The organism is Aquimarina sp. Aq78 (assembly GCF_900299525.1).
In the GTDB taxonomy this organism is placed as follows: Bacteria; Bacteroidota; Bacteroidia; order Flavobacteriales; family Flavobacteriaceae; genus Aquimarina.
Genome location: NZ_OMKA01000023.1, coordinates 73,228 through 98,713, shown reverse-complemented (window position 1 = coordinate 98,713; position 25,486 = coordinate 73,228). Strand labels below are relative to the sequence as shown.

Here is a 25,486-nt window from a genome sequence, read left to right as displayed (position 1 = left end):
CATGATCTTTAAAACGAAAAATCAATTAAGCAGCACTAAATTGAGTTCTATATTGTGAAGGTGTAAGCTGAGTTTCTGCTTTAAAAGCGAGGTTAAAAGATGTAACATTACCAAAACCACAATCATAAGCTACAGTTGCAATTTTTTCTAAAGCATACTCAGAATCCACAAGTAATTTTTTGGCTTTTGTTATTCGAAAATGATTTACAAATTCAGAAAAATTCTTTTGTTCATTCTCATTAATCACTTGAGATAATTCTCTAGAGGAAATCGATAATTTTTCTGATATAATCTGTAACGAAATACTACTATCTAAATAAATTTTTTCATTTTCAAATAGTTCTTTTACACGATTAAGTATTTTTATGGAAGCTTCTCGATCAATTCTAGAATTACTATATTTTTCTAAAGCAAAAACATGTCTTTTTAAAAGAAGATAAGAAAACATATATATTAAAAATGAAAAAGAAATAGCTCCTAGAATATAAAATGGAATAAACCTAACAAAAATACCTAGATACAGTACCCAAATCAAGCTAATTCCAATCACAATATTTCTATACCATTTTAAAAGTTGTGGATTTGCATCATTTGTGATTTTTAAAATATCTCTCCAACAAATGGATAGATATATACCAAAGTGAAGGAGAACCAAAGAATACGCAATAGATGAAAATAAATCTCCCCTATTAGGAATAATAGGGCTACATAAAACAAATAATACAAAAGGTATTAAATGAATATAGTTTCGGTTTGAAAACGTTTGTTGTTTCTCAAAAAGAACTTTACCATAAAACCAAAGAAAAGGACCTACAGTCAATATACTAGAAATAGCCAAGTTTCTTAACCTGGGATCGACTTCTATATAATTATGAAAAACAGATTTCCCTATTCGTATTGTTAATCCTAACAATACCAAAGCCAAAAATGCATTCGCTTTTCTATTTCCTTTTTTAAGAGTAAAAAGATAAAAACATAAGAAAAGAGCCTGGATAACCCCCAAACAACTTAAGACAAGTATAAAACCTTCTATAACCATGCTTCAAAATTAGAAATGATCTCAATAGCTAAGGTTAAAATTACGTGAAAATCTTTTGCAATAATTTTTAATTCCTGACTTTAGTATCCCATCAAATCTATTTTATCTGTAATTTCTCTAAAAACGCAAGGCTTTTAAATTAAATCTCAACTAACTATGCATTCACAATTCGGCAGAGTAATTCTTATACTCTTTTTTGCTTTCTCAACTATTTTCACATCCAACTCTCAAACGTATAATCAGGAACTTTATGACGCTCTGGAATATAGACTTATTGGACCGTTTCGTGGCGGTCGAAGTGCCGCAGTAACCGGAGTACCAGGAAAACCTAATCTATTTTATTTTGGAGCTACAGGTGGTGGAGTTTGGAAAACTACAGACGGTGGACGTACCTGGAAAAATATCTCTGATGGTTTTTTTGGAGGATCAATAGGTGCTATTGCAATATCCAAAAGTGACCCTAATGTAATCTATGTTGGTGGTGGAGAAAAAACGTTACGTGGCAATGTATCTTCGGGTTATGGTGTATGGAAAAGCGTGGATGCAGGTAAAACATGGGTGCAAGCTGGTCTTTCTAAAAGTAGGCATATCCCAAGAATAACCATTCATCCAACTAATCCTGATATTGTATACGCTGCAGCATTAGGGAATATATATAAATCTACTCAAGATCGGGGTGTATACAAAAGTATCGACGGAGGCAAAACCTGGAGCAAAGTGTTGTTTGCAAATGAAGATTCTGGAGCAGTGGATCTAACTTTAGACCCTAATAATCCTCGAATTTTGTATGCCTCGACATGGAATGCAAGAAGAACACCTTATAGCCTTAGTTCTGGAGGAAATGGTTCTGCCCTTTGGAAAAGTACAGATAGTGGAAAAACATGGAATGAGATTTCAAAAAATAAAGGATTTGCCAAAGATACTTTAGGAATAATGGGAGTAACCGTTTCTCCCGTAAATAGTGAGCGAGTTTGGGCTATAGTAGAGAATAAAGAAAAAGGTGGAGTATATCGCAGTGATGATGGAGGTGATACCTGGAGCCAACTAAATAGCAGTAGAAGTTTGCGTCAACGGGCATGGTATTATAGTCGAATTTATGCTGATCCACAAGATATAGATGTTGTTTATGTCGTTAATGTGTCCTATCATAAAAGTAAAGACGGAGGTAAAAACTTTAGCAGTTATCGTGCTCCACATGGAGATCACCATGATCTGTGGATTGCTCCAGAAAACCCGAAACGTATGGTAATTGGCGATGACGGAGGTGCACAAGTTACATATGATGGTGGTGAAACCTGGAGTACATATCATAATCAGCCCACTTCACAATTTTATAGAGTGACTACCGATAATAGTTTCCCGTATCGAATTTATGCTGCCCAACAGGATAATTCTACTATACGCATCAATCATAGAAGTACAGGATGGAGTATTTCTGAAGATGATTGGGAAAGTACTGCCGGAGGGGAATCAGCTCATATTGCTGTAGATCCTAAAGATAATGATATTGTTTACGGAGGAAGTTATGATGGCTTTCTTACCAGAGTAAATCATAAAACAGAAACCGTACGCTCTATTAGCGTATGGCCAGACAATCCTATGGGACATGGAGCAGAGGATATGAAATATCGTTTTCAATGGAATTTCCCAATACTATTCTCCAAACATAATCCAAACAGATTATACACGTTCTCTAATCATGTTCATGTCACCGAAAATGAAGGGCAAAGTTGGAAAGTGATCAGTCCTGATTTAACCAGAAATGATCCTGATAAACAAAAATCTTCTGGAGGTCCTATCACACAGGATAATACATCTGTAGAATATTATTGTACCATTTTTGCCGCCGCAGAAAGCCCGGTTAAAGAAGGGCTACTATGGGTAGGAAGTGATGATGGACTTGTACATGTAAGTCAGGATGGAGGAAAGTCCTGGAATAATGCAACTCCTAAAGGAATGCCAGAATGGATGATGATCAATAGTATCGAACCCAGTGTTTTTGCAGAGGGCACTTGTTATATTGCCGGAACCAAGTATAAGTCTGGAGATTTTGCTCCGTATCTCTACAAAACCACTGATTATGGTAAATCATGGACAAAAATTACGAATGGAATCAAAAACGAGCATTTTACTCGCGTTCTTCGTGAGGATCCTAAACAAAAAGGATTATTATATGCTGGTACCGAAACAGGTATGTATATCTCTTTTAATGATGGAGCTGCCTGGGAATCTTTACAGTTAAATTTACCAATTGTTCCTATAACTGATTTAACAATTAAGGACAACAATTTGATTGTTGCTACACAAGGAAGAAGCCTCTGGATAATTGATGACTTAACAGTCTTACATCAATTAAACAATGCAATGAAAACTCAAAATCATATTTTATTTAAACCCAAGAATTCTTATCGTATGGGGGGAGGAAGTGTTAAAGACTCTAAAACAAAAGGAACTAATCATCCTGCCGGAGTCATGACTTATTTCTATCTCAAAAATTATGATGTAGCAAAAGATACAGTTTCCTTAACCTATTTTAATACTAAAAATGATACCCTAAAATCATTTAGCTCAAAAGCAAAAGAGAAAAAGGATCAATTGAAAATAGAGAAAAAAGGAGCTCAAATGTTTGCTTGGAATATGAGAGGAAAAGGAGCAGAAAAATTGGATGGTATGATCCTTTGGTGGGCAAATCTTAATGGCCCAAAAGCTGTGCCCGGTAATTATAAAGTAAGTCTTGCCGTAAATGGAAAAGAGGTATCCAAACAACCTTTTACCATTGTAGCTGATCCAAGAACAGAAGCATCACCACAACAAATGCAATCACAATTTGATTTTATTACCAGTATTAATAAAACAGTCGACAGAGCACATAAATCCATAAAGAAAATCAGAAAAATTAATGCTCAGCTTAAAGCATTTTCAACACAGTACAAAGACAACTCAGCAACTAAAGATCTAGTTAAAAAAGCTTCAGACTTACAAAAACAATTTGGTGAAATCGAAAAGGCATTATACCAGACCAAAAACAAAAGTAACCAGGACCCATTAAACTTCCCTATTAAACTTACTAATAAATTAGGGCATTTAAACTCTCTGGTAGGCATGGGAGATTTTGGCCCTACAGAACAAGATATTGCTGTCAAAAATGAACTTACTAAAAAAATCAATGATCAATTAGCAAATTTTGATAAATTAATTACTGAAGAAATTAAACGTTTTAATACAGAGTTCAATACCTTGCAGCTTAATTATCTTTTTGTAGAAAAATAAACCTTTCTGTCATCCCGAGCGGAGTCGAGGGACAACTCAATTATGAAGTGCTATTATGTTTATATTGTTGAATGTTCAGACAAATCTCTCTATACTGGATTAACAAATAATCTAGAAAGAAGGATTAATGAACATAACTATGGGTATAATGACAACTCATATACTTCGACTCGTAGACCTGTCAAATTAATATTCAATCAAGAGTTTATCCAGTTTGAACAAGCAGAAAGATTCGAAAAGAAAATTAAAAAGTGGAGTAAAAAGAAAAAAATAGCCTTAGCAAACGATAATTTTGATCTTTTAAAATTACTTTCAGAATGTAAAAACAAAAGTAATTCAAAGAATTATTCGCCTCTCGACTCCGCTCGAGGTGACAGTACATAATTATTTTCTATTTTTGATTAAGTATACAAATTCTATCATCCCGAACTGATTAAGGGATAGTTTTAAAGTCAACCAATGCTAGAATATTATAATTACATAAAATCCCTGCACCTGATATTTGTGATCACATGGTTTGCCGGATTATTTTATATTCCCCGGTTATTTATCTATCAAATAGAAGCTTCTCAAAAGCCTCTACCCGATCGAGATATATTAGGCCAGCAACTTAAATTAATGGCCAAACGCCTTTGGTTCATTATTACCTGGCCTTCTGCTATATTAGCCACTTTATTTGCTATTTGGTTACTTGTTTTGATGCCGGGTTGGTTACAACAATCATGGATGCATGTTAAACTAGGATTTATAGTCTTACTTATCATGTATCATCTAAAATGTCATCACATCTATAACCAACTTCAACGTGATATCATAAAGTGGTCTTCTGGCCAAATGCGAATGTGGAATGAGGGTTCGACAATTATTCTTTTTTCGGTAATCTTCTTGGTCATAGTTCGTGATGCAGTAAACTGGATTTATGGAGTTATTGGGATCATATCACTAGCAATCATACTTATGATGGGCATTAAACTTTACAAAAGAATCAGAAACAAAAACCCTAATGCATAATATCATTGGGTTTTCTTACAAAAACATATCAAACCAAATTAGGGAAGTCTCTTTTAATTAGAGAGGCAACTCCAGCAGATGCTAAGCAATTATTAGCACTAAAACTGGAATATCTTAAAGACACCAACACCATTCCTTTATTTGATTATGAATACTCTAATACTATAAAAGAAGAAGGTGAGCTTATTCAAAACCTTCATCGACAATCCAATAGTTTATTATTGGTTGCCGAATGTGAAGGAGATATTATTGGAAACATTGACCTTACTGGTAGTTGGCGTAAAAAGATGCAACATACCGCTATGATAGGAATGGGGATTCATACCAAATGGCAAAACCAGGGTATCGGTACTCTTTTGATTCAAAATGTGCTAGAGTGGTCAAAAGAAAATAAAGTATTAAAAGTACTATGGTTAGAAGTTTACGCTACGAATCTTCCTGGTATTAGTTTATATAAAAAAATAGGATTCAAGGAATCTGGAAATATTGAGAATTTTTTTCTTGAAGAGGAAAAATATATAGATAAAATCACAATGATTATTAATCTTTGAGGTTACTTTTTCTCAAGGTTTGGTAGTAGCACAAAAATAAAAGACTGCCCAAATATTTTTTTTCAGACAGTCTCTTAATTTATTAGTGTATTCGATTAGTTACACAATCTGTTATTTCTATTGCTATACATTCTTCTTACAGCCCTTCTATCAAAATTAGAAACATTATTAGCATTAAATACTACATTCGGGTTTGATCCAGAAGTCATAATCGAATTAGGATCTACATTAGGTGTTCCTGGTACTTGTGTTCCAAAAAACCCTTGTTCCGAATGAAGAAACCCAATATTATGCCCAATTTCGTGAGTTAATATGTTTCCCCACTCTCTAGCAGTTACCGGATCTCCATCAATACTAGGTTCATTAAGGTTTAATATAATCAAACCTCCTTCTACTCCATTAGCAGGAAATTCACCAAGACCCCAGCCTCCTATTTCACCAGGATTTGCCAAACGAACCAAAATGTCGGGATTGTTATTTACAGGTACCAAACGTAAAGTTGTTCTATTAACATTATTCCATAAGTCAATACCTCTTTGAAACCCTCTTCCTGCGGCATTATTACCTAAAGCATTCTGAATACGAATATTACCTGCCCTGTTACAGTCAACAATGGTAATAAAAGCTTGTTTTTGAAAGTTATTTTCTTTCAAGGTTTCTTCGGTGATAAAAATATCACCATCTACAATATATCCTCCCTTAGTGGATGTAACAGATGTTTTATCCGTGTCAAATCCCATTCTCTGTAATTTTGATAAAATTTCGGGAGATATATCCTGTTGCGTAATTGTACTGTCTTGTTGAATATCATTTTCAACATCAGTGGAACATCTGGTTATACCAATAGCAATAACTATCAGCATAGCTAATTTAAAAGTTTTCATAATGAGTATATATTTAAGTTGAACCTTAAAACTATTAAAACACTAATCATAAAACAAATAAATTGTTACATATTTAACTTATTTAGCTTATTTGTACATATTTAAACATTTTCTTTTCAGTTGATCAAAAAATAATGACAACGGTCAGGGATTATAAAATTTGGTTTTATAAGTTAAGATGTCGTTGTTAAGACTTTTCATTATCTTCGTGCAACTTTTAGCATAATTCTATGATCAAATCTATGACAGGCTTTGGGAAGTCTATCCTTCAGCTACCTACAAAAAAAATAACGATTGAGGTTAAATCACTTAATAGTAAAAATCTAGATCTCAATGCAAGGATCCCTTCACAATACCGTGAAAAGGAGCTTGAAATGCGAAATACTATTGCAAAAAAACTAGCAAGAGGTAAAGTTGATTTCGGATTATATGTTGAAGCAACTGGTGAAGAAACATCAAACAAAGTTAATGAAGCTATTGTAAAAGAATATATCAGACAGTTATCGAATGTGCACGAAGGAGATACGATAGAGTTACTAAAAATGGCAGTTCGTATGCCTGATGCTCTAAAAACAGAACGTGAACAAATTGATGAACAAGAATTTAATGCTATAAAAGATGAACTTACCAAAGCTTTAACAGCAATAGAAGACTATAGAATCGACGAAGGAAAGGCATTAGAAAAAGACTTCAATATTCGTGTTAAAAATATAAGCGAGCTTCTGGATAAAGTTATACAAATGGATCCCGAACGTATGGAAGCGGTTAGAGAACGACTACATAAAGCAGTGTCTGATCTAAAGGAAGAAGTAGACCAAAATCGTTTTGAACAGGAATTGATTTATTATCTTGAGAAGTTCGATATTACTGAAGAAAAAGTTCGATTAGCAAATCATTTAGAGTATTTTACTACCACTTTAAACTCTTCGGATTCTAACGGGAAGAAACTTGGTTTTATCACTCAGGAAATAGGTCGTGAAATTAATACTATTGGTAGTAAATCTAATTATGCCCCTATGCAACAACTAGTAGTTCAGATGAAAGATGAACTCGAAAAAATTAAAGAACAATTACTAAACGTGTTGTAAATGAGCCAAGGTAAACTTATTGTACTTTCGGCACCTTCTGGAAGTGGAAAAACTACTTTAGTTAAATACTTACTTAATCAAGAAGAATTAAATCTTGGGTTTTCTATTTCTGCAGCCTCTCGGGAGCCTCGCGGAGGAGAAGTTCATGGAAAAGATTATTACTTTTTATCTTTAAGAGAGTTTAAAGACAAGATTAAAGCCGAAGAATTCCTCGAATGGGAAGAAGTATATCGAGATAATTTTTATGGAACATTAAAAACTGAAGTACAACGACTTTGGGGTAACGGTAAACATGTGATTTTTGATATCGATGTTGTAGGTGGTTTAGATATTAAAAGAATATATCCAGATCGTACATTGGCAATTTTTGTAAAACCGCCTAGTATCGAAGAACTAAAGATTCGTTTGAAGAAACGTAAAACCGAATCCGAGGATAAAATCAATATGAGGGTTGCCAAAGCTTCTACCGAAATGGCTACTGCCCCGCAGTTTGATGCCATCATAACAAATGATGATCTCGAAAAAGCTAAAAACGAAGTATATCAGTTGGTTAAAAAGTTTCTTTTTAAATAGGTTCCCAGACATTGGGATTCTTGTTTTACAGAAATAAAAAATGATTATTTTCTATGAAAAAAATCGGATTGTATTTTGGGACGTTTAATCCTATTCATATCGGTCATTTGGCAATTGCCAATCATATGGCAGAGTTCTCTGATCTCGATGAACTCTGGATGGTAGTAACTCCTCATAATCCTCATAAAAAGAAAAGTTCGTTACTAGATAACCATCATCGCTATGAAATGGTATATCGCGCAACACAATCTTATCCTAAGTTAAAACCTAGTGATGTAGAATTTAAACTACCACAACCCAATTACACCGTACATACACTTGCGCACTTGCAAGAAAAATATCCTGAAGATCAATTTCATCTTATTATGGGAGAAGATAATCTAAAGAGCTTTCATAAATGGAAAAACTATGAGGTTATTCTCGAGAATCATAACATCTATGTATATCCGAGAATTGCTGAAGGAATTGTAGAAACTCAATTTACAGATCATCCCAAAATGCACCGAATCGAAGCTCCTATTATGGAGATTTCTTCTACATTCATTCGCAAGGCGATTGCGGCTAATAAAAATGTAAGACCTTTACTTCCTAAAGTTGTATGGGAATATATTGATGAAATGAATTTCTATAGGTAGAGGAATACATTATATATAAATAAAGGCCTAATATGATAAACTCTATTAGGCCTTTATTTTCTTTTATTATAATTCAATTTACTTTCCCGGAAAATCAGCTCTACGTTTCTCTAAAAATGCTGCAGTTCCTTCTTTAAAATCTTCAGTACCAAAACAGTTTCCAAATTGTTGAATCTCTGCTTTATATCCATTTACACCATCTTCATAACCAGAATTTATAGCTTTGATAGCCGCACCAATTGCTACAGAAGAATTTCTCATAATTTTTCCTGCTAGCTTTTCTGCCAATGGTATTAGTTCATCCTGAGCAGTTACATGATTTACCAATCCGTATTGCAATGCCTGATTTGCATCAATCATTCCCGCAGTCATAATCATTTCCATAGCTCTACCTTTACCAACTAACTGTGGTAAACGCTGTGTGCCACCATATCCAGGTATTACACCTAAAGAAACTTCTGGAAGTCCCATTTTTGCATTATCGCTAGCAATTCTAAAATGTGCTGCCATAGCTAATTCTAATCCACCACCCAGAGCAAATCCATTTACAGCAGCAATTACTGGTGTAGAAAGGTTAGCAACAAAATCAAAAAGTAACTCCTGTCCTTTTGTGGCCAGATTGCCTCCTTCTGATACAGAAAAATCAGCAAATTCACTAATATCTGCGCCTGCAACAAACGCTTTTTCACCGCTTCCGGTAATGATAATTACTTTAGTATCCGTATCAAGATTTGCGACTCTAAAAGCAGCATGCAATTCCTGAATAGTTTCTTTATTAAGTGCATTTAATTTTGATGGACGGTTGATAGTTATCGTTGTAACTCCGTTGTTTTGGGATGTTAAAATGTTGGTATACATTATAAATTATATTGTTTGTTTATGTCTTCTTTATTGTTTTAAATCTCTTTCAAAATACAGATAAAAATACATTCCCATTCCAAAATCTTCTACATCGGTAGATACTAATCTCCACCCTTCTTTTCCATATTCATCTAACTTTACCTGTATATCTTTAGAAGAAGATTTTAAAATATGTTCTTTGTCTAAAGTCAATTTCGAATAATAGATCAAAGACTCCAGCTTATATTCTTTCATAGTACTATATAGTATTGGATAATAATTGAAGTAAGGTTACTATTCTTTTGGGAATCTAACTTTAAAAACAGTGCCTTTTCCTTCTTTTGATGTAAAGGTAATACTTCCGTTATAGGTTTCCACAATATTTTTCACCATTCCTAATCCAAGTCCCATACCACTGGTTTTGGTTGTGAATTTAGGTTCGAAAACCTTCTTTGTATTTTCTTCGGTTATCCCAATTCCATTATCAGATACTGTAATAAGGACTTCTCCATTTTCTGAAAATACATCCACAATAATTTTGGGGATACGATCTTCGGGAATTGCTTGTATGCCGTTTTTTACCAAATTGGTGACTACTCGGATAAGTTGTGTTCTATCAAATTTAGCGATGATTTTTTCTTTTTCTGAAGGAAAAATGATGTAATCTTCGTTAAAGATATCCAATGCTAGCCCTATAATCTTTACCACATCTAGGGTTTCGCTTTTTTGTGCCGGCATCTGTGCAAAATTCGAAAACGCAGATGCAATAGAACTCATGGTATCGATCTGCTGAATTAAAGTATCACTATATTCCTGAACTTTTTGTTGAATATTAGGATCTCTGGGGTCAAATTTTCGCTGAAAACTCTGCACTGTTAATCGCATTGGTGTTAATGGATTTTTAATTTCGTGTGCTACTTGTTTCGCCATTTCTCTCCATGCTGCCTCTCGCTCGCTCTTTGCTAGCATTGCGGCGCTTTCTTCTAGCTCATCGATCATACTATTATAAGCATTAACCAATGAATAAATTTCTTCACTTGCATCACCAATATCTATTCGTTTATTTCTCTTATCTAATCTAGTTTGATCTATGGTTTCAGAAATTGTCTTTAAAGATCTGGTGATGTATTTTGATAAAAAATAAGCCAGGACTACTGCTACCAAAAGCATTAACAAATACACCTGCCCCAGACGTTGCAAAAATTGTAACAATTCTCTTGTAATCAAATCATCATCTTCGAGATATGGTAAATGTAGAATCCCTAAAGGTTTTGATCTAACATCTGTAATATAGGTATAGGATGTTAAAAATCGCTCTCCATTCTTTTCAGATTTCACCAAATACTTCTTATTAAAAAGAGAAGCCAGTGTGTCTAAAATAACAGGATTAATTTGGATGTCGGTGGTATCTTTGGCAAATAGACCTTCTGATTTAACCAGTAATTCTCCTGAAAGCCCATAAATATTAATAGGCATGGAATGTTCTTCAGAGATTTGATAGATTCGTTGTTTCTCTCTAAAAATTAACGCTATATTTTCTTCATTTATTGGGTAAGTTGTCCTTTTTAATACATTATTAATTGTGATTTGAATTCTTTCTTCTTTTCGTTCTAATCTACCTTGATGATATTCTTCTGCTTCCTCCTTATATTGATAGATCGTAACGGCAGCAATCAAAATAGAGGCCAACAATACCAATATAGTCATAGAGATAAAAATTCGTGTACGAAGAGAAAGTTTTAGTAGCCTCATAATATACTTTGACGGATAAAGATAACAAATATCACACCAAAATAGTTGTAAAAAGAAATCTGTGAACGCGTTGAATTTCCTAAATTTACCTAACGTTTAAGTTATGAATACTACTACACTGCTTTCTGTACAAAATCTTTGTGTCTCTTTTTTATCAGAAGAAAAAGAAAATCAGGTACTTTATGACATCTCTTTTGATATTCATAAAAATGAAATATTAGGAGTTGTAGGAGAATCAGGGAGTGGAAAATCTGTAGCTTCGTTAGCCATTCTGGGATTACTGCCTAACAAAATCTCTAGAATCACAAATGGAAATATTATCTATGATGGTGTCTCTTTATTAAATTGTAATGAAAAAGAGTATAGAGCGATTCGTGGTAATGAGATAGCCATGATTTTTCAGGAACCTATGAGTTCTTTAAATCCTTCTATGAAATGTGGAAGACAAGTCGCAGAAATCTTATTTCAGCATACATCACTCTCTAAAACTGAAATAAAAACTGAAGTACTTTCTTTATTCGAAAAAGTAAAACTCCCAGAACCTGATCGAGCATACAAATCATATCCTCATCAATTAAGTGGAGGCCAAAAACAACGCATCATGATTGCTATGGCCATAGCATGTAAACCAAAGCTTCTTATTGCAGATGAACCTACAACAGCACTTGATGTAACGGTACAAAAAGAAATTATCGGTTTGCTAAAAAGTCTGCAGAAAGAATACAAAATGAGTGTTTTGTTTATTTCTCATGATCTCTCGCTAGTTTCAGAAGTTGCAGATCATGTTTTGGTTATGTATCAAGGAAAAATGATAGAATATGGAACAACCAATACTATTTTTCACACTCCTCAAAAAGAATACACCAAAGCATTGATCAATGCGAGACCTCCTATGAATCTTAGATATCAAAAACTACCAACTATTGCGGATTTTTTGGAGGATACAGATCAAAAAAAGGAAATCATTACTAAAGAACAACGAGAACAACATCATCAGGATTTATATAGTCAACCACCATTACTAGAAGTTATAAATGTAGAAAAAAGTTATTTTTCTAAGGTTGGTTTATTTGGAAAAGCAGAATTTAAAGCTGTAGATGATGTAAGTTTTAAACTATACGAAGGTGAGACTTTGGGGCTCGTAGGAGAATCTGGTTGTGGTAAATCCACTTTAGGAAATACCATTTTACAATTAGATAAAGCCAATAGCGGTCAGGTTATATACAAAGGGCAAGATATCACACAATTATCATCTTCTGAAATACGAAGTCTTCGAAAAGAAATTCAGTTGATATTTCAGGATCCTTTTGCATCACTAAATCCAAGATTAACTGTTGGGAAAGCAATTATGGAACCTATGCAGGCACATAATTTATACAACAATGACAAAGAACGAAAGCAAAAGGTAATAGAATTACTAGAGCGAGTAAGCCTAACCGAGGAACATTTTAATCGTTACCCACATGAGTTTAGTGGTGGGCAACGACAACGAATAGGTATAGCTCGTACTATAGCATTACAACCAAAACTTATTATCTGCGATGAATCTGTAAGTGCGTTAGATATCTCTGTACAAGCACAGGTGCTTAACTTACTAAATGAGCTAAAAAGTAATTTTGGCTTTACCTACATCTTCATATCACATGATCTGGCTGTAGTAAAATACATGTCTGATCAGTTACTGGTTATGAATAAGGGTAAAATAGAGGAGCATGGAGATGCGGATACAATATATGAAAACCCACAAAAAGACTATACTAAGAAGTTAATACAGGCAATTCCTAAAAGTAGGTAGATAAATTCGCTGGCAACAGCATAATAATCTAATGGATTACATTAAGTTGGTAAACTTTGGAAAGTGGAATACAAAATAACCAAATTAAAAAAATAACGACTCCTTCTGCTCTATAACATTTCTTCTAAATTAAGACTCAACGATAGACGCAATTTTTCTCGTATTGGATTCTCTTCTTCTGATAATCCCAATAAACCAGCGATATCTAAATCAACATATTTTCCATGGAAACCAGTACCTATTGAGATAAAAGAATCTGTTAGTCGATTTATACCATGCGAATAACCACTTCTTGCTATTAATTTTTCTTTATATGCAAACTCTAAACCCAAAGCTATAACCGACCCTTCTAAACCAAAATCAAGTTTTTCTCCATTGGCATTCTCAACATATGAGTCAAGTAATGTTTTATACTCTGTAGTAATCCCAAGCATTTTGTCTTGGTCAAAAATAAAGTCAAAGCCTGCTCCTACCCTTAAAGTAGAAGGAGCATAAATTTCAACACTCTTATTATCATTTAAGGATTTCCCTCTTAAATTGGAAAAACCAAAGCCTGCCCTCCATCTACCATTAATTTTTTTGTAAGCTATTTCGTTTCCATAATAGAATCCTGAAACATCAACACCATATAAACTAGATGTATCACTAAAACCATCTAAAAGAGGAACTTTACCCTGTAATAAAATGAAACGACCACCTACAGACATAGCAAATGTATCTCCTAATCTTAGTGTATAAGCACCATCTATTGCTCCTTCAAGGTTGACTTGAACAAATTGAAACTCATTGATATTATAGGAATAACCTCTAAAACTTATACTATACGCACTACGGTTATTTAGTTTATTATAAAAACTTAAATTTAGTTGGCTAAACTCGTTAAATTCTTCTTTTTTTCCAGGGATTTGAGTAATTCCTATTTCAATTTTTTTATCAGAAAAGATATATTTAGAAGGGTTCCAAAATTGAGAAAAAGCATCGGCAGATGTCGCTACTCCAATGTCGCCCTGACCGGCAGCCCGGGCATCTGTTGCAATACCAATAAAACCATCTCTAACAGTAGTCACACTATTTTTCTGGGCTGACAGACTGCTATAACATATTAAAATGAATATAAGAGCATTTTTCCTCATAATTTTAGTTGCGTTACGTAGTATAGTAGTTTACCACTCCAAGTAAACAAGTCCATCTTCTGAGACAGCATTGTTTACTTGGAGTGGTACTACTAATTATTTAGTAACTCCAAAGCGCGTTCTATTCCACTATCTTTTTCTTCTTGAAAATCTAAAGAAGATAAAAATGGCACTCGATTTTCTTGATTTTCAGGGCCAATTCCAACAACTTCATACACGACTCCTTGTGCATCACTATATATTTCATTAGATAATCCTATTTCTGCTCCATTAGGCAATACATGTGTAAGAATGGTAGAAAAAGCACCATTTGTATTCTCTCCTACAATGGTTACATACGGTAAATCTTTCATACATAACGTAAAAAGTTCTGCTGCGCTTACAGTATATGGACTTGTAAGTAAAATAATATCTCCTGTAAATTGAAAATTTCCTTTTGGAGCTACAGAAAAGGATTTATTTTCTGTAAAACTGTTACCTAATCTCGCTTTTTTAAAATATGAAACTCGTTCTTGATCCATAAAACGGGATACCATATTTAAAGCCACCGTATCATATCCTCCATCGTTAAAACGGATGTCGATAATCAGTTTAGAAATCCCTGATGCAGAAAGATCGTTCATCATACTATCTAATACAGCGTTTAATGTTGACAACTCATCACTAAAATTTGTCCCATATCCTTCCATTGTTGCGATAAGAATGTACCCAATATCATCATTGATCAATCCCCATATGATATTCTCTCTTTCATCTATTTCAAAATCTCCTCCTAAATATTCTGTTGCTATTGTTGTCGCTTTTTGATCGACAAGATCAAAATAATCGTCTACATTCTCTATGATAAAATCTCCACTTAAGTTAGCATTCAGTTTTTCCAATAATGTTGGATCTCCTGATTCAATTTCAATACCATTCTCTTCATCGGATATACTTACATGTCCATCGTCTAATAAATAAGCTAACTCTTCTATGATATCATAGAAGTTATCAGCCGTAACTTGATCTTTTAAGTTCTCGTACTGAGACCAATCAATATTTCTTGTTTCAAAAAAAGCATAGTAATCATTAAAAATATTCCAGAAGTGATCAAAATTTACCTTTGGATCTTCTGTAGTAGAAATCTGATCAGGTAGGCAATTCGGATTTTGATCTGGCAATCGGACAAATTTTATTTCAGAATCTGATAATTCTGAAGAGGCTATGAGTTCATTTTTACCAATAACATCAAAGTTAAATCCAAAGAAATCTTGAAGAACAAAATCATCGTTTTGAATTGAACACCCAGCAGCATTTACATTATAGAATACATCTTTATCGTCAGTAAATTCAAAAATCCAACCTTTGTCTGCTATTGACCAAAATCCATTTATTGGATCTGCTGCTGCTGGAGGGGTATTATCATCAGATTGACAAGCAGTAAAAATTAATAAAATCAAGATTAGAAAACACTTTTTAAAATGCTTTATTATTTCTGTTTTTATGTTCATATATGAATTCATCATAGTTTTATTTTTGAAATTATTCTTACAGGTAAAAAATGTAAAGCTTAATTCTTTCATCAAAAAACCACTTGAGTGAAAGAAAGCAGCATTCTATATTATTAAAGGTTCTGAAAGTCATTAAAAACGATATCCAATACTGAAAGCGGCATAAGGCACCATCAAATCAATATTTTTGCTATTGTTTTTTTCAAAACCAAGCCCTACACCAACTCCAGCTTCATAATTAAAATGCTTGCCAATGTTTCTTCTAATTCCCCAAGTAGCAACAGTCAATAGATGATATAGGTCAAATTTTTCAGCTTCTTCAGTACTATGAAAATGATAACGGGCTCTGAGTGACATGTAATTACCACTATTACCATCTATTCTTTTATTCTTATCAGCACGTTTCTTTAGATTGTAGTACCAACGAGGTTCTAATGCTAAAACAGGTCTAATATTTGATGTATTAAGACCTCCTAAACCAACTTCACTTCGTAAAGCAACTTGATTTGATAATTTTAATTCATTGTGAGCCCATACACCTAATAATCCAGTTTGAATCCCAAAAACTGATTTTTCTACTGATATGTTTTTTTCATTTTGAGAAAACCCGAAATAAGAACTCATTACTAAAAGAGACGTAAAAAATACTTTAGTCATTTTTATGTTTTTTTGATTTACTTAGTTAAAAGTATGAGCATCAAAAAAATAAAAATGCAATTTTAGAATTGTAGAAGTCCTAATACGGGATAACTACATAAATTAGGACTGTTTTTGAAGTTTCCTGTGAGCACCAGGCGATAATCCCTCACTGGTTTTGAAAGTACTATAAAAAACACTTTTAGATTTAAAACCAGCTTCCATACCAATGGCCTCAACAGAATATTTATTAAATACTGGATTATGTAATAGATTTTTAGCTGCCTCAATTCGATATTCATTTACAAATTGAGTCACACTTTTGTTAAGCTCCTGATTTATGATTTGCGATAAATATCTTTCGCTAGTTTCCAGTCGATTTGCCAGATCTGATCTGCTTAAAAGAGGGTTTTTATATAGCTCTTCTTCATCCATCACTTCATATAATTGACTAATAATTTTGGAAACTGTAGTTTCGTTTATTTTCTTTTTTGTTTGAGTGCTATTTGTCCTTTTTGAAACTAAATATTCGTGTATTTCGTCTTTTTGAACTACTAGCTGTAGTCTAAACACTCCGTAATACAATATCCACCACAATAAAAAGGAAAGCAGTATCCATAGAAAACTTGTAGCATATTCTGAATTGAATACATAGAACTCTATAGTAGATAAAAGCCAGCATATAATAATGCATATCACAAAAAGGTTTAATCTTAATAACCAACGCTTTTTATCTTCTGAAATAGTATGAGAACCTTTTACTAATTTCCTTCCCCAAAAGATTAAAAACACATTATAGACAAATGATGCATTATCCATAATATGAAATTGCAGATCAACAAAATCCGAATTATAGAAGTTAAAAATAGTATCTAAATAAAGAATAGTTTCTATAATCAAAGAACCAATGAAAGGAAGGTAAAGCCATTTATACCAACTTTTTTTAAGGTACTTATGTTGAATTTGAATTAGAAAATAGGTAAATAGAGTAACTCCAAATAGGTACTCCAATACAGGATTGTTTAAAAATTCTAAAACCGTATCTTCTATATCAAACCACCCTAATAAAGTCAAACTTGCTAGCAAAAATATTGATAGTGAGAGATAGTTATTTGCACGATTCTTATAAAAAGAAGTAGTGACTAATGAGATACTTATAAAATATCCTATACTTCCACTGGCAAGAATTGCAAAACCTAATAGTATAGTATTCAATCTTTGAAAAAATTAATTATGTTTGATTTATTGTTAATGTCAGTTTACCTAAAAACTTCGTCTTTATTTTTGGGTAAATATAAGCTGATTTGCCAGTTTTTTGATATAAATTAACTCATTGTGTATTTAGCTATATTGATTTAATCCATCAACAACCAAGCATATTCCATATAAAAAAAACCTGTTAAGCTTAAACAGTCTAACAGGTTTCATTCATCGCGACTTGGGGAGGTTGCGATTAATTAACAACAAAAAATCACATCAACAAAAATACTTTTTTCGCCACATAAACACAGTTTGAAATCAATTCTATTGTAGGTTTGATCGATTTCTGTAGACGATTTATACGTTTTTTCATAATAGGGGAAACTTGTGTGGGTTAATAATTTTTTTAATCCTTATAAAAAATAATATATATAGGGGACACTATTTTTTATCGGGACACTAATATGCAAAATATTTTCAACAATAACGTTTAAATACACAAAAAAATCGACGAAATACGCAAAATTTTAACATTTAAATGCATATTGTTGATTTTTAAAGGTTAAAGTAAAGGTTTAAGGGTATAGAGATACTGTTGAAAGTGTAGTATTTTTCTTTCAAAAACAAGATAATCAGATCCTGTCATTACTAAACGACTCTTTTGCTAATTTATTATTCGTAGAGGTTTAATTATTATTCGTTACCATATTCATAGAATTAGATTTAAATTAATCCAATATCATTTCAGGAATATCACCTTCAATTATAAGATTTCCTTCTGTAGCATTCTTAATTTCTTCTACAGATACTCCAGGAGCTCTTTCTAAAAGTTTAAAGCCTTTATCTGTAACTTCTAGAAAAGCCAGATTTGTAACTATCTTTTTCACACAACCAACTCCCGTAAGCGGAAGCGAGCATTTTTTAAGTAATTTAGACGCTCCTGCCTTATTCGTATGCATCATCGCCACAATAATATTCTCTGCACTAGCTACAAGATCCATTGCTCCTCCCATTCCTTTTACCATTTTACCTGGGATTTTCCAGTTTGCTATATCTCCTTCTTCAGAAACCTCCATTGCTCCCAAAATTGTTAAATCAACGTGCTGCCCCCGAATCATACCAAAACTCATTGCAGAGTCAAAAAATGATGCACCTGGCATTGTAGTAATAGTTTGTTTCCCTGCATTTATAATATCAGCATCTTCTTCTCCTTCATAAGGAAAAGGTCCCATTCCTAAGACACCGTTTTCGCTTTGAAACTCTACTTCTATACCTTGAGGGATATAATTGGCAACCAATGTAGGTATACCAATTCCCAGATTAACAAAATATCCGTCCTGTAGTTCTTTAGCAATACGCTTTGCAATTCCGTTTTTATCTAACATAATTATTTTCTTCTAATCTTATATGAATTAAAATGATTGGTTGACTTACCTTCCTGAATCCATATCAAAAATGGTATTGAGATCACAGCCAGAGCCATAAGACCATAAAAACTTAAAAGAACAACAGCAACTACCGAACTTATTATAAGAGCAAGAAGTATTTTTCTATTATCAACAACAGCATCTATTCTATTAATATGTTTTTTATCTTCTTTACTACAATAATTACATATAACCTGTACTTCATCACCAACTTTCATTTGTAATTCACCTCTGGTTGCTGTTACTGGTTTAAATTTATTTTGAATCTTACATTGAGAGCATGTAAACTCTAATTTCATACTTATTAATTTAAATTTGGTTGAGGCGTCATCCTTAAATACGGTTTTATCTCTTTATGCCCTTTTGGAAATAATTCGGCTATTTCTTCATTGGCCACAGAAGGTACAATAACGCAATCTTCTCCTGGGTTCCAATTTGCCGGTGTGGCTACTTTATGATATGCTGTTAACTGAAGCGAATCAATAACGCGCAATAACTCATCAAAATTTCTTCCCGTAGAAGCTGGATACGTTATTGTAAGTTTGATCTTTTTGTCTGGAGCGATCACAAAAACGGAACGTACTGTTAATTGGCTATCTGCATTAGGATGAATCATATCATATAATTCTGATACTTTTCTATCCTCATCGGCGATGATAGGAAAATTAACCGTTGTGTTTTGTGTTTCATTAATATCCTTAATCCACCCATGATGAGATTCTAAACCATCTACACTTAGTGCAGCAACTTTTACATTGCGTTTATTAAACTCATTAGTGTATTTTGATACTGTACCTAATTCTGTAGTACAAACAGGAGTATAATCTGCTGGATGTGAAAACAGAATACCCCAGTCTTCTCCCAGCCAATTATGAAAATCTATTTCTCCTTCTGTAGTTTGTGCAATGAAGTTTGGTGCTTCATCTCCTAATCGTAATGCAGCCATGATTTATGTGTGTTTAAATTTTTAAAACGAATATTATTATTTGAAGTGATATAAACTTTTTTCAATTGAATACAAAACGTCTATTATTTTGCTTCAATTAAAAAGTCTAAACCGATTCTTTTTTACGAACTGTACGTTGCTCGATTCTTTTTTCATAATCTTGTCCTTGAAAAATTCGTTGAACAAATATCCCAGGAATATGTATATGGTCTGGATTTAAGGTTCCTGCAGGAACTAATTCTTCTACCTCGGCTACTGTTATTTTTGCAGCACCACACATACAAGGGTTGAAGTTTCTTGCTGTTCCCTTAAATATTAAATTCCCAGCTTCATCACCTTTCCAGGCTTTTACAAATGCAAAATCTGCTTTAAACGCATGTTCTAGCACATACATTTTGCCATTAAATTCTCGAGTTTCTTTTCCTTCAGCTACTTCGGTACCGTAACCTGCCGGAGTATAAATTGCAGGAAAACCTCCCTGGGCTGCACGACATCTTTCTGCCAATGTTCCTTGTGGGATAAGTTCTACATCCAACTCACCGCTAAGCATTTGACGTTCGAATTCATCATTTTCTCCTACATAAGAAGAGACCATTTTTTTGATTTGCTTTTTTTGAAGTAGAAGCCCTAATCCAAAATCATCAACTCCTGCGTTATTGGATATACAAGTAAGACCTTTGACATTAGATTTTACTAGCTCTGTTATAGTGTTTTCGGGAATACCACATAGGCCAAACCCTCCAAGCATGAAGGTCATATCATTTTTGATACCAACTAAAGCTTCGGTAACATTGGGTACCGTTTTACGAATCATAGTGTTCTAATTTTAGCAGACTAAAAGTACTAAAAAAAACAGTACCTCATCTTTTGAAATTAGATAGTTTTAAGAATATTTTAATCCTTAGACAATGCACTTTTAAAGGCTGAACTCATCTATGTTTTCATCCTGGGTACTATTTCTCTTAAAGGCATTACAATCTACTTCGATAGTTAAATTTTCAGGCTTAGGAAAAGCTTTTGTAGAAATTTTTAATGTTTTATCAGCATAGCATTTTTTCATAAATAATCCCCAAACGGGTAATGCCATTGTAGCTCCCTGTCCAAAGGTAGTCGTTCTAAAATGTGTAGCTCTATCATCTCCTCCAACCCAAACTCCTGTACAAAGGTTAGGAACAATACCCATAAACCAACCATCACTTTGATTTTGTGTTGTACCTGTTTTACCAGCTATAGGGTTTGTAAACTTATATGGGTGACCAGTAACTACATTTTTTATATCATATCTCGATGAAGGACCTGTACGTAAACGTACTCCAGAACCTGATTGTGTAACTCCCTCCATTAAATTAATAGTAACATAAGCTGCTTCTTTACTAATTACATCCCGTGTTTCGGGAACAAATTGATATAGAACGGTTCCATTTTTATCTTCAATACTAGTAATGGTTACCGGTTTGGTATATATCCCCTGATTAGCAAATGTACTATAGGCTCCTACCATTTCTGACAATTTTAAATCTACCGATCCTAATGCTATAGAAGCCACTTCAAGAATATCTGACTCTACTCCCATTTTCTTTGCAAGACGAACAATAGGCTCTGGCCCAATTCTATCCATTAAACGTGCAGAAATTGTATTCACAGATTTGGCTAATGCTTCTTTAAGACTCATATATCCGGTATAGTCTGCATCACTATTTTTTGGTGTCCAGTCATTGTCAATCACACCATGAGAACCTGCAGAAATTGTTATTTGAGATTTTGGTATGGTATCACAAGGTGAGAGTTTAAGTTGATCGATTGCTGTAGCATATACAAATGGTTTAAATGTAGATCCTACCTGGCGTGCTCCCTGATATACATGATCATACTGAAAATGCTTATAGTTTACTCCTCCTACCCAGGCTCTAACATGACCAGTTTGTGGCTCCATAGACATTAATCCCGAACGTAAAAACTTTTTATAATATAAGATAGAATCTTTAGGAGTCATTATTGTATCAATATCTCCTTTCCAACTAAATATGCTCATCTCTGTCTTTTCATCAAAAGATTTTCTTATTTCTTTTTCACTTTTACCCTGGCTAAGCATCTTTTTCCATCTGGCAGACGATCTAATACTTCGATTAAGTATTCTTTCTACTTCAGCTTCTTTTAAATCTCTAAATGGAGAGGTTTTATTATCTTTTTCTTGCTTATCAAATTCTTTCTGAAGGTTAGCCATATGCTCTTGCACTGCTTCTTCAGCATATTTTTGCATACGAGAATCTATGGTTACATTAATTCGTAAGCCATCTCTATAGATATCAAAATATTCGGGTTCGCCTTCTGCATTTTCTCCTTTAGGATTCTCTTTTACCCATTTTGACATCCAGCTTCTAACATATTCTCTAAAATAAGTTGCAGTCCCATCATTATGACCTTCTGGAGAGTAATCTAGTTTAAGTGGCAATTGTTTTAAACTATCTCTTTGTTTTTCTGTGATGTACTCGTATTTCTCCATCTGATTAAGAACCACATCTCTTCTGGTTTTTACCATTTCTGGTCTACGAAGTGGATTATATAATGATGAATTTTTTAACATCCCTACTAATACAGCTGCTTCTTCTACATTAAGATCTTTTGGATTTTTTCCGAAGTAAATTCTCGATGCAGAACTTATCCCGATTGCCTGGTTAAGAAAGTCATATTTATTAAGATACATCGTTACGATCTCTTTCTTAGTATATTGTCTTTCTAAACGGGTTGCAATTACCCATTCTTGTATTTTTTGCAAATACCGTTCGATCTTATTCTTTGATCCCCCTGTAAACAATTGCTTTGCCAATTGTTGTGATATCGTACTTGCCCCTCCTTTGGTTCCTAAAAAAACAAATGCTCTTAATGTTCCTCTGGCATCTATCCCAGAGTGATCATAATATCTCGCATCTTCTGTTGCCACCAAAGCATCCACCAAATGTTGTGGTAGATCTTCATAGCTTACAGGAGTACGATTTTCTTTAAAAAAAGTTCCTATCTGTACCCCATCTGAAGAGATAATCTGGGTTGCCAGGTCATTTTGCGGGTTTTCTAACTCTTCGAATTTCGGCATTTCTCCATAAACACCCCAACTAGCGAGGAGAAATAGTAAGGCTATTAAAAACACTCCCGATCCAAATAGTATCCAAAATGCTTTTATGTATTTTATAGTATTACTCGCTGGAGTCTTTGCTCTTTTTTTTGTTGATTTGGGTTTTGCCTTTGCCATATCTCAGCTATTTAAATCTTTTTTTAAAGGTCAGAGGAATTTTTTGCTTTTTATCGACATCTCCTTCTGGCCTTTCTCTAAAAACGTTTTAACAATATATTTTTGTATCTATCTATGAGTAGATAGATTCTATTTTATAATTTATTAAGGGTTTTGAGTATTTTCTATCCTAAATCCAATATCCGTAATTCCATCTAATGAAGATATCCCATTTACTTCGCCATTCTTTCGCATGGCATGTTCTATAGTTATCGTGTAATTTCCTTTTTCTTTAAAACTTACATTTTCTTTATACCACAATTTATTTTCTTTAAGATCAGAAAAACCTGTTCCTAACCATTTTCCGTCAGGGGCAGCAAGGCGATATTCTAATGTATCAGTGAGTACTTTACCATTTGGAAATTTCATTTCACTAATTAAAAACAAATTACTGTATTTGTATTCATTATTGTTACGAACATTTATAAACAAATTATAGGATTGTGTTGTATCGAGTTCTGGAAGCGTAAAACTCACTTCCTCATCTATTTCCCATGCATTATCTACTGTATGATATGTATCGAAAACCTGTTTATCATCGCAGGAGATAACACCAATTACAATGCATATTACTAAAAAAAACCTAAGCTTTATCATTATTCCTATTACGAGACCTACGTTTTTTGTTACCCCGATTATTTGACTTATTTGTGTTATCAGAATTCCCTTCTTTTGATTTTTTTGAAACTGCCGTTTGCTTTTCTGAAGATCCTCTATTTTTATTTTTTCTTTTGTTACGATTTCTTCTTTTACTACGTTTAGGCTGATCAAATCGCGTTAAGCTATCTTGTCCTACAACGTTCTCAAAATCTGTTTTAGTATCTTCTATTAATTCTGAAGCAAAATCTTCTAAGCTTGTTACTTTTTCATTGTTCTTGTTTGCTGTAATAATTTCATTAACATCTTCGGTAGATATTCTGTGCCAATTCATCCATTCGCCTTCATAGGCATACCACAACAATCCTTTAAAAATATCTATTTTTTGACATACAGCTGTCCCTTTGTCTGTTTGAAGCTTTATATCTGTCTTAGGAAAACTATTAAGTGCATCGATATATGCATCTAATTCATAATTTAGACAACATTTTAGTTTTCCGCATTGACCAGCTAACTTTTGCGGATTTAAAGATAATTGCTGATACCTAGCTGCGCTAGTATTTACCGACCTAAAATCGGTAAGCCAGGTAGAGCAACATAGCTCCCGACCACAGGAGCCAATACCTCCTAATCGTGCAGCTTCTTGCCTAAAACCTACCTGTCGCATTTCAATACGTGTACTAAATTCGTGTGCAAACTCCTTTATCAACTGTCTAAAATCTACCCGTTCTTCTGCTGTATAATAAAAAGTAGCTTTTGATCCATCTCCTTGAAACTCGATATCAGAAATTTTCATTTGCAGCTCTAATCTAATTGCGATTTCACGAGCACGAACCTTCATCGTTTCTTCTCTGTCACGAGCTTTCTGCCATATATCGATATCTTTTTGAGATGCTTTTCGGTAGACTTTTTTTATTTCTTCACTATCAAGTTCTACTTTCTTTTTTTTCATCTGGATACGAACTAGCTCTCCGGTAAGAGTAACAATTCCTACATCATGACCAGGAGAAGACTCTGTTGCGACAATATCTCCAATGCTTAAAGAAAGATTTTCTGTATTTTTAAAGAAGTTTTTTCTGCCATTCTTAAATCGTATTTCAACATAAGAAAAAGGCAGTGATCCACTAGGAAGTGACATGTTGGATAGCCAATCGAAAACCGTTAATTTATTGCAACCATCTGTACCACAGGTACCATTATTCTTACAACCTTTCGGCTGCCCGTCTTTTGCGGAGGAACAACTGTTACACCCCATATTTTTTATCTATATTGAAATTTGTCTGCGATTATAATCGCAACAAATATGGTTCTTACTAAAGTTAGAAATATATCA

The 25,486-nt window shown here is 33.5% G+C and carries 24 protein-coding genes; 8 read left to right on the top strand and 16 right to left on the bottom strand.

Annotated features, from left to right (window positions below; translation table 11 throughout):
* Positions 1-25: 25 nt before the first annotated feature.
* Complete coding sequence (locus DG435_RS13660; protein ID WP_106791579.1) at positions 26-1,039, bottom strand: AraC family transcriptional regulator; 1,014 nt, start codon at positions 1,037-1,039, stop codon at positions 26-28.
* A 156-nt stretch (positions 1,040-1,195) separates the two neighbouring features.
* Here DG435_RS13660 and DG435_RS13655 point away from each other — a divergent pair, with 156 nt between their 5' ends.
* The 4 genes from DG435_RS13655 (at position 1,196) to DG435_RS13640 (ending at position 5,871) form a co-directional block, all read left to right on the top strand.
* Positions 1,196-4,309, top strand: a complete 3,114-nt coding sequence (locus tag DG435_RS13655; RefSeq protein WP_106791580.1) for a glycosyl hydrolase — start codon at positions 1,196-1,198, stop codon at positions 4,307-4,309.
* 42 nt (positions 4,310-4,351) lie between these two features.
* Positions 4,352-4,693, top strand: coding sequence for a GIY-YIG nuclease family protein (locus DG435_RS13650; protein WP_106791581.1), 342 nt, complete (start codon positions 4,352-4,354; stop codon positions 4,691-4,693).
* A gap of 75 nt (positions 4,694-4,768) precedes the next feature.
* Positions 4,769-5,320: a CopD family protein gene (locus DG435_RS13645; protein ID WP_106791582.1), complete on the top strand. Its 552-nt coding sequence runs from the start codon at positions 4,769-4,771 to the stop codon at positions 5,318-5,320.
* Positions 5,321-5,325: 5 nt separating this feature from the next.
* Positions 5,326-5,871: a GNAT family N-acetyltransferase gene (locus DG435_RS13640; protein WP_159025474.1), complete on the top strand. Its 546-nt coding sequence runs from the start codon at positions 5,326-5,328 to the stop codon at positions 5,869-5,871.
* Between the two features lie 95 nt (positions 5,872-5,966).
* Here DG435_RS13640 and DG435_RS13635 read toward each other — a convergent pair whose 3' ends face one another.
* Positions 5,967-6,755 (bottom strand): M57 family metalloprotease, encoded by a 789-nt coding sequence (locus DG435_RS13635; protein WP_106791584.1) that lies wholly within the window; start codon positions 6,753-6,755, stop codon positions 5,967-5,969.
* 230 nt (positions 6,756-6,985) lie between these two features.
* On the opposite strand from DG435_RS13635, the gene DG435_RS13630 reads away from it, so the two are divergent.
* The 3 genes from DG435_RS13630 to nadD are packed head-to-tail and all read left to right on the top strand — an operon-like array spanning position 6,986 to position 9,051.
* Positions 6,986-7,843, top strand: a complete 858-nt coding sequence (locus tag DG435_RS13630; RefSeq protein WP_106791585.1) for a YicC/YloC family endoribonuclease — start codon at positions 6,986-6,988, stop codon at positions 7,841-7,843.
* Complete coding sequence (gene gmk / locus DG435_RS13625) at positions 7,844-8,416, top strand: guanylate kinase (RefSeq protein WP_106791586.1); 573 nt, start codon at positions 7,844-7,846, stop codon at positions 8,414-8,416.
* A 53-nt stretch (positions 8,417-8,469) separates the two neighbouring features.
* Positions 8,470-9,051 (top strand): nicotinate (nicotinamide) nucleotide adenylyltransferase, encoded by a 582-nt coding sequence (gene nadD, locus DG435_RS13620; RefSeq protein ID WP_106791587.1) that lies wholly within the window; start codon positions 8,470-8,472, stop codon positions 9,049-9,051.
* Positions 9,052-9,129: 78 nt separating this feature from the next.
* Here the strand turns inward: nadD and DG435_RS13615 are convergent, their stop codons facing one another.
* The 3 genes from DG435_RS13615 to DG435_RS13605 are packed head-to-tail and all read right to left on the bottom strand — an operon-like array spanning position 9,130 to position 11,643.
* Positions 9,130-9,912 carry an enoyl-CoA hydratase/isomerase family protein gene (locus tag DG435_RS13615; RefSeq protein ID WP_106791588.1) on the bottom strand — a complete coding sequence of 261 codons (783 nt, stop codon included), beginning with the start codon at positions 9,910-9,912 and terminating at the stop codon, positions 9,130-9,132.
* 27 nt (positions 9,913-9,939) lie between these two features.
* Entirely contained in the window at positions 9,940-10,146 is a 207-nt protein-coding gene (locus DG435_RS13610; protein WP_106791589.1) for a DUF4177 domain-containing protein, read from the bottom strand.
* 39 nt (positions 10,147-10,185) lie between these two features.
* Positions 10,186-11,643 (bottom strand): PAS domain-containing sensor histidine kinase, encoded by a 1,458-nt coding sequence (locus DG435_RS13605; protein WP_106791590.1) that lies wholly within the window; start codon positions 11,641-11,643, stop codon positions 10,186-10,188.
* 103 nt (positions 11,644-11,746) lie between these two features.
* Between DG435_RS13605 and DG435_RS13600 the strand changes: the two genes are divergently transcribed.
* On the top strand, positions 11,747-13,438 hold the full coding sequence (locus tag DG435_RS13600) for an ABC transporter ATP-binding protein (protein ID WP_106791591.1): 1,692 nt from the start codon (positions 11,747-11,749) through the stop codon (positions 13,436-13,438).
* A 110-nt stretch (positions 13,439-13,548) separates the two neighbouring features.
* Here DG435_RS13600 and DG435_RS13595 read toward each other — a convergent pair whose 3' ends face one another.
* The 11 genes from DG435_RS13595 to DG435_RS13545 all read right to left on the bottom strand — a co-directional run bounded on the left by DG435_RS13595 (position 13,549) and on the right by DG435_RS13545 (position 25,408).
* On the bottom strand, positions 13,549-14,571 hold the full coding sequence (locus tag DG435_RS13595) for a PorV/PorQ family protein (protein ID WP_159025475.1): 1,023 nt from the start codon (positions 14,569-14,571) through the stop codon (positions 13,549-13,551).
* A gap of 92 nt (positions 14,572-14,663) precedes the next feature.
* A complete protein-coding gene (locus DG435_RS13590; RefSeq protein ID WP_159098261.1) occupies positions 14,664-16,076 on the bottom strand; it encodes a S41 family peptidase in 1,413 nt (470 codons plus the stop codon).
* 117 nt (positions 16,077-16,193) lie between these two features.
* On the bottom strand, positions 16,194-16,718 hold the full coding sequence (locus DG435_RS13585; protein WP_234387051.1) for a hypothetical protein: 525 nt from the start codon (positions 16,716-16,718) through the stop codon (positions 16,194-16,196).
* Positions 16,719-16,820: 102 nt separating this feature from the next.
* Positions 16,821-17,912 carry an AraC family transcriptional regulator gene (locus DG435_RS13580; protein ID WP_106791594.1) on the bottom strand — a complete coding sequence of 364 codons (1,092 nt, stop codon included), beginning with the start codon at positions 17,910-17,912 and terminating at the stop codon, positions 16,821-16,823.
* 713 nt (positions 17,913-18,625) lie between these two features.
* Positions 18,626-19,282 carry a CoA transferase subunit B gene (locus DG435_RS13575; protein WP_106791595.1) on the bottom strand — a complete coding sequence of 219 codons (657 nt, stop codon included), beginning with the start codon at positions 19,280-19,282 and terminating at the stop codon, positions 18,626-18,628.
* A gap of 2 nt (positions 19,283-19,284) precedes the next feature.
* Positions 19,285-19,623 carry a hypothetical protein gene (locus DG435_RS13570; RefSeq protein ID WP_106791596.1) on the bottom strand — a complete coding sequence of 113 codons (339 nt, stop codon included), beginning with the start codon at positions 19,621-19,623 and terminating at the stop codon, positions 19,285-19,287.
* 5 nt (positions 19,624-19,628) lie between these two features.
* Positions 19,629-20,270 (bottom strand): peroxiredoxin, encoded by a 642-nt coding sequence (locus DG435_RS13565; RefSeq protein WP_106791597.1) that lies wholly within the window; start codon positions 20,268-20,270, stop codon positions 19,629-19,631.
* A 106-nt stretch (positions 20,271-20,376) separates the two neighbouring features.
* A complete protein-coding gene (locus DG435_RS13560; RefSeq protein ID WP_106791598.1) occupies positions 20,377-21,084 on the bottom strand; it encodes a CoA transferase subunit A in 708 nt (235 codons plus the stop codon).
* Positions 21,085-21,186: 102 nt separating this feature from the next.
* On the bottom strand, positions 21,187-23,517 hold the full coding sequence (locus tag DG435_RS13555; protein WP_106791599.1) for a penicillin-binding protein 1A: 2,331 nt from the start codon (positions 23,515-23,517) through the stop codon (positions 21,187-21,189).
* Between the two features lie 144 nt (positions 23,518-23,661).
* A complete protein-coding gene (locus DG435_RS13550; RefSeq protein WP_106791600.1) occupies positions 23,662-24,153 on the bottom strand; it encodes a gliding motility lipoprotein GldH in 492 nt (163 codons plus the stop codon).
* Positions 24,140-25,408 carry a regulatory iron-sulfur-containing complex subunit RicT gene (locus tag DG435_RS13545; protein WP_106791601.1) on the bottom strand — a complete coding sequence of 423 codons (1,269 nt, stop codon included), beginning with the start codon at positions 25,406-25,408 and terminating at the stop codon, positions 24,140-24,142. Before DG435_RS13545 ends, DG435_RS13550 begins: the two co-directional genes overlap by 14 nt.
* Between the last annotated feature and the right edge of the window lie 78 nt (positions 25,409-25,486).

Bases quoted from the DNA above. Each gene is read 5' to 3' on its own strand.
- DG435_RS13590 (WP_159098261.1), bottom strand. From the start codon at position 16,076: ATGATGAATTCATATATGAACATAAAAACAGAAATAATAAAGCATTTT.
- DG435_RS13555 (WP_106791599.1), bottom strand. From the start codon at position 23,517: ATGGCAAAGGCAAAACCCAAATCAACAAAAAAAAGAGCAAAGACTCCA.
- DG435_RS13545 (WP_106791601.1), bottom strand. From the start codon at position 25,408: ATGGGGTGTAACAGTTGTTCCTCCGCAAAAGACGGGCAGCCGAAAGGT.
- DG435_RS13550 (WP_106791600.1), bottom strand. From the start codon at position 24,153: ATGATAAAGCTTAGGTTTTTTTTAGTAATATGCATTGTAATTGGTGTT.
- DG435_RS13645 (WP_106791582.1), top strand. From the start codon at position 4,769: ATGCTAGAATATTATAATTACATAAAATCCCTGCACCTGATATTTGTG.
- DG435_RS13650 (WP_106791581.1), top strand. From the start codon at position 4,352: ATGAAGTGCTATTATGTTTATATTGTTGAATGTTCAGACAAATCTCTC.
- nadD (WP_106791587.1), top strand. From the start codon at position 8,470: ATGAAAAAAATCGGATTGTATTTTGGGACGTTTAATCCTATTCATATC.
- DG435_RS13560 (WP_106791598.1), bottom strand. From the start codon at position 21,084: ATGATTCGTAAAACGGTACCCAATGTTACCGAAGCTTTAGTTGGTATC.
- DG435_RS13635 (WP_106791584.1), bottom strand. From the start codon at position 6,755: ATGAAAACTTTTAAATTAGCTATGCTGATAGTTATTGCTATTGGTATA.
- gmk (WP_106791586.1), top strand. From the start codon at position 7,844: ATGAGCCAAGGTAAACTTATTGTACTTTCGGCACCTTCTGGAAGTGGA.
- DG435_RS13605 (WP_106791590.1), bottom strand. From the start codon at position 11,643: ATGAGGCTACTAAAACTTTCTCTTCGTACACGAATTTTTATCTCTATG.
- DG435_RS13600 (WP_106791591.1), top strand. From the start codon at position 11,747: ATGAATACTACTACACTGCTTTCTGTACAAAATCTTTGTGTCTCTTTT.
- DG435_RS13585 (WP_234387051.1), bottom strand. From the start codon at position 16,718: ATGACTAAAGTATTTTTTACGTCTCTTTTAGTAATGAGTTCTTATTTC.
- DG435_RS13575 (WP_106791595.1), bottom strand. From the start codon at position 19,282: ATGTTAGATAAAAACGGAATTGCAAAGCGTATTGCTAAAGAACTACAG.
- DG435_RS13570 (WP_106791596.1), bottom strand. From the start codon at position 19,623: ATGAAATTAGAGTTTACATGCTCTCAATGTAAGATTCAAAATAAATTT.
- DG435_RS13630 (WP_106791585.1), top strand. From the start codon at position 6,986: ATGATCAAATCTATGACAGGCTTTGGGAAGTCTATCCTTCAGCTACCT.
- DG435_RS13595 (WP_159025475.1), bottom strand. From the start codon at position 14,571: ATGAGGAAAAATGCTCTTATATTCATTTTAATATGTTATAGCAGTCTG.
- DG435_RS13660 (WP_106791579.1), bottom strand. From the start codon at position 1,039: ATGGTTATAGAAGGTTTTATACTTGTCTTAAGTTGTTTGGGGGTTATC.
- DG435_RS13565 (WP_106791597.1), bottom strand. From the start codon at position 20,270: ATGGCTGCATTACGATTAGGAGATGAAGCACCAAACTTCATTGCACAA.
- DG435_RS13655 (WP_106791580.1), top strand. From the start codon at position 1,196: ATGCATTCACAATTCGGCAGAGTAATTCTTATACTCTTTTTTGCTTTC.
- DG435_RS13610 (WP_106791589.1), bottom strand. From the start codon at position 10,146: ATGAAAGAATATAAGCTGGAGTCTTTGATCTATTATTCGAAATTGACT.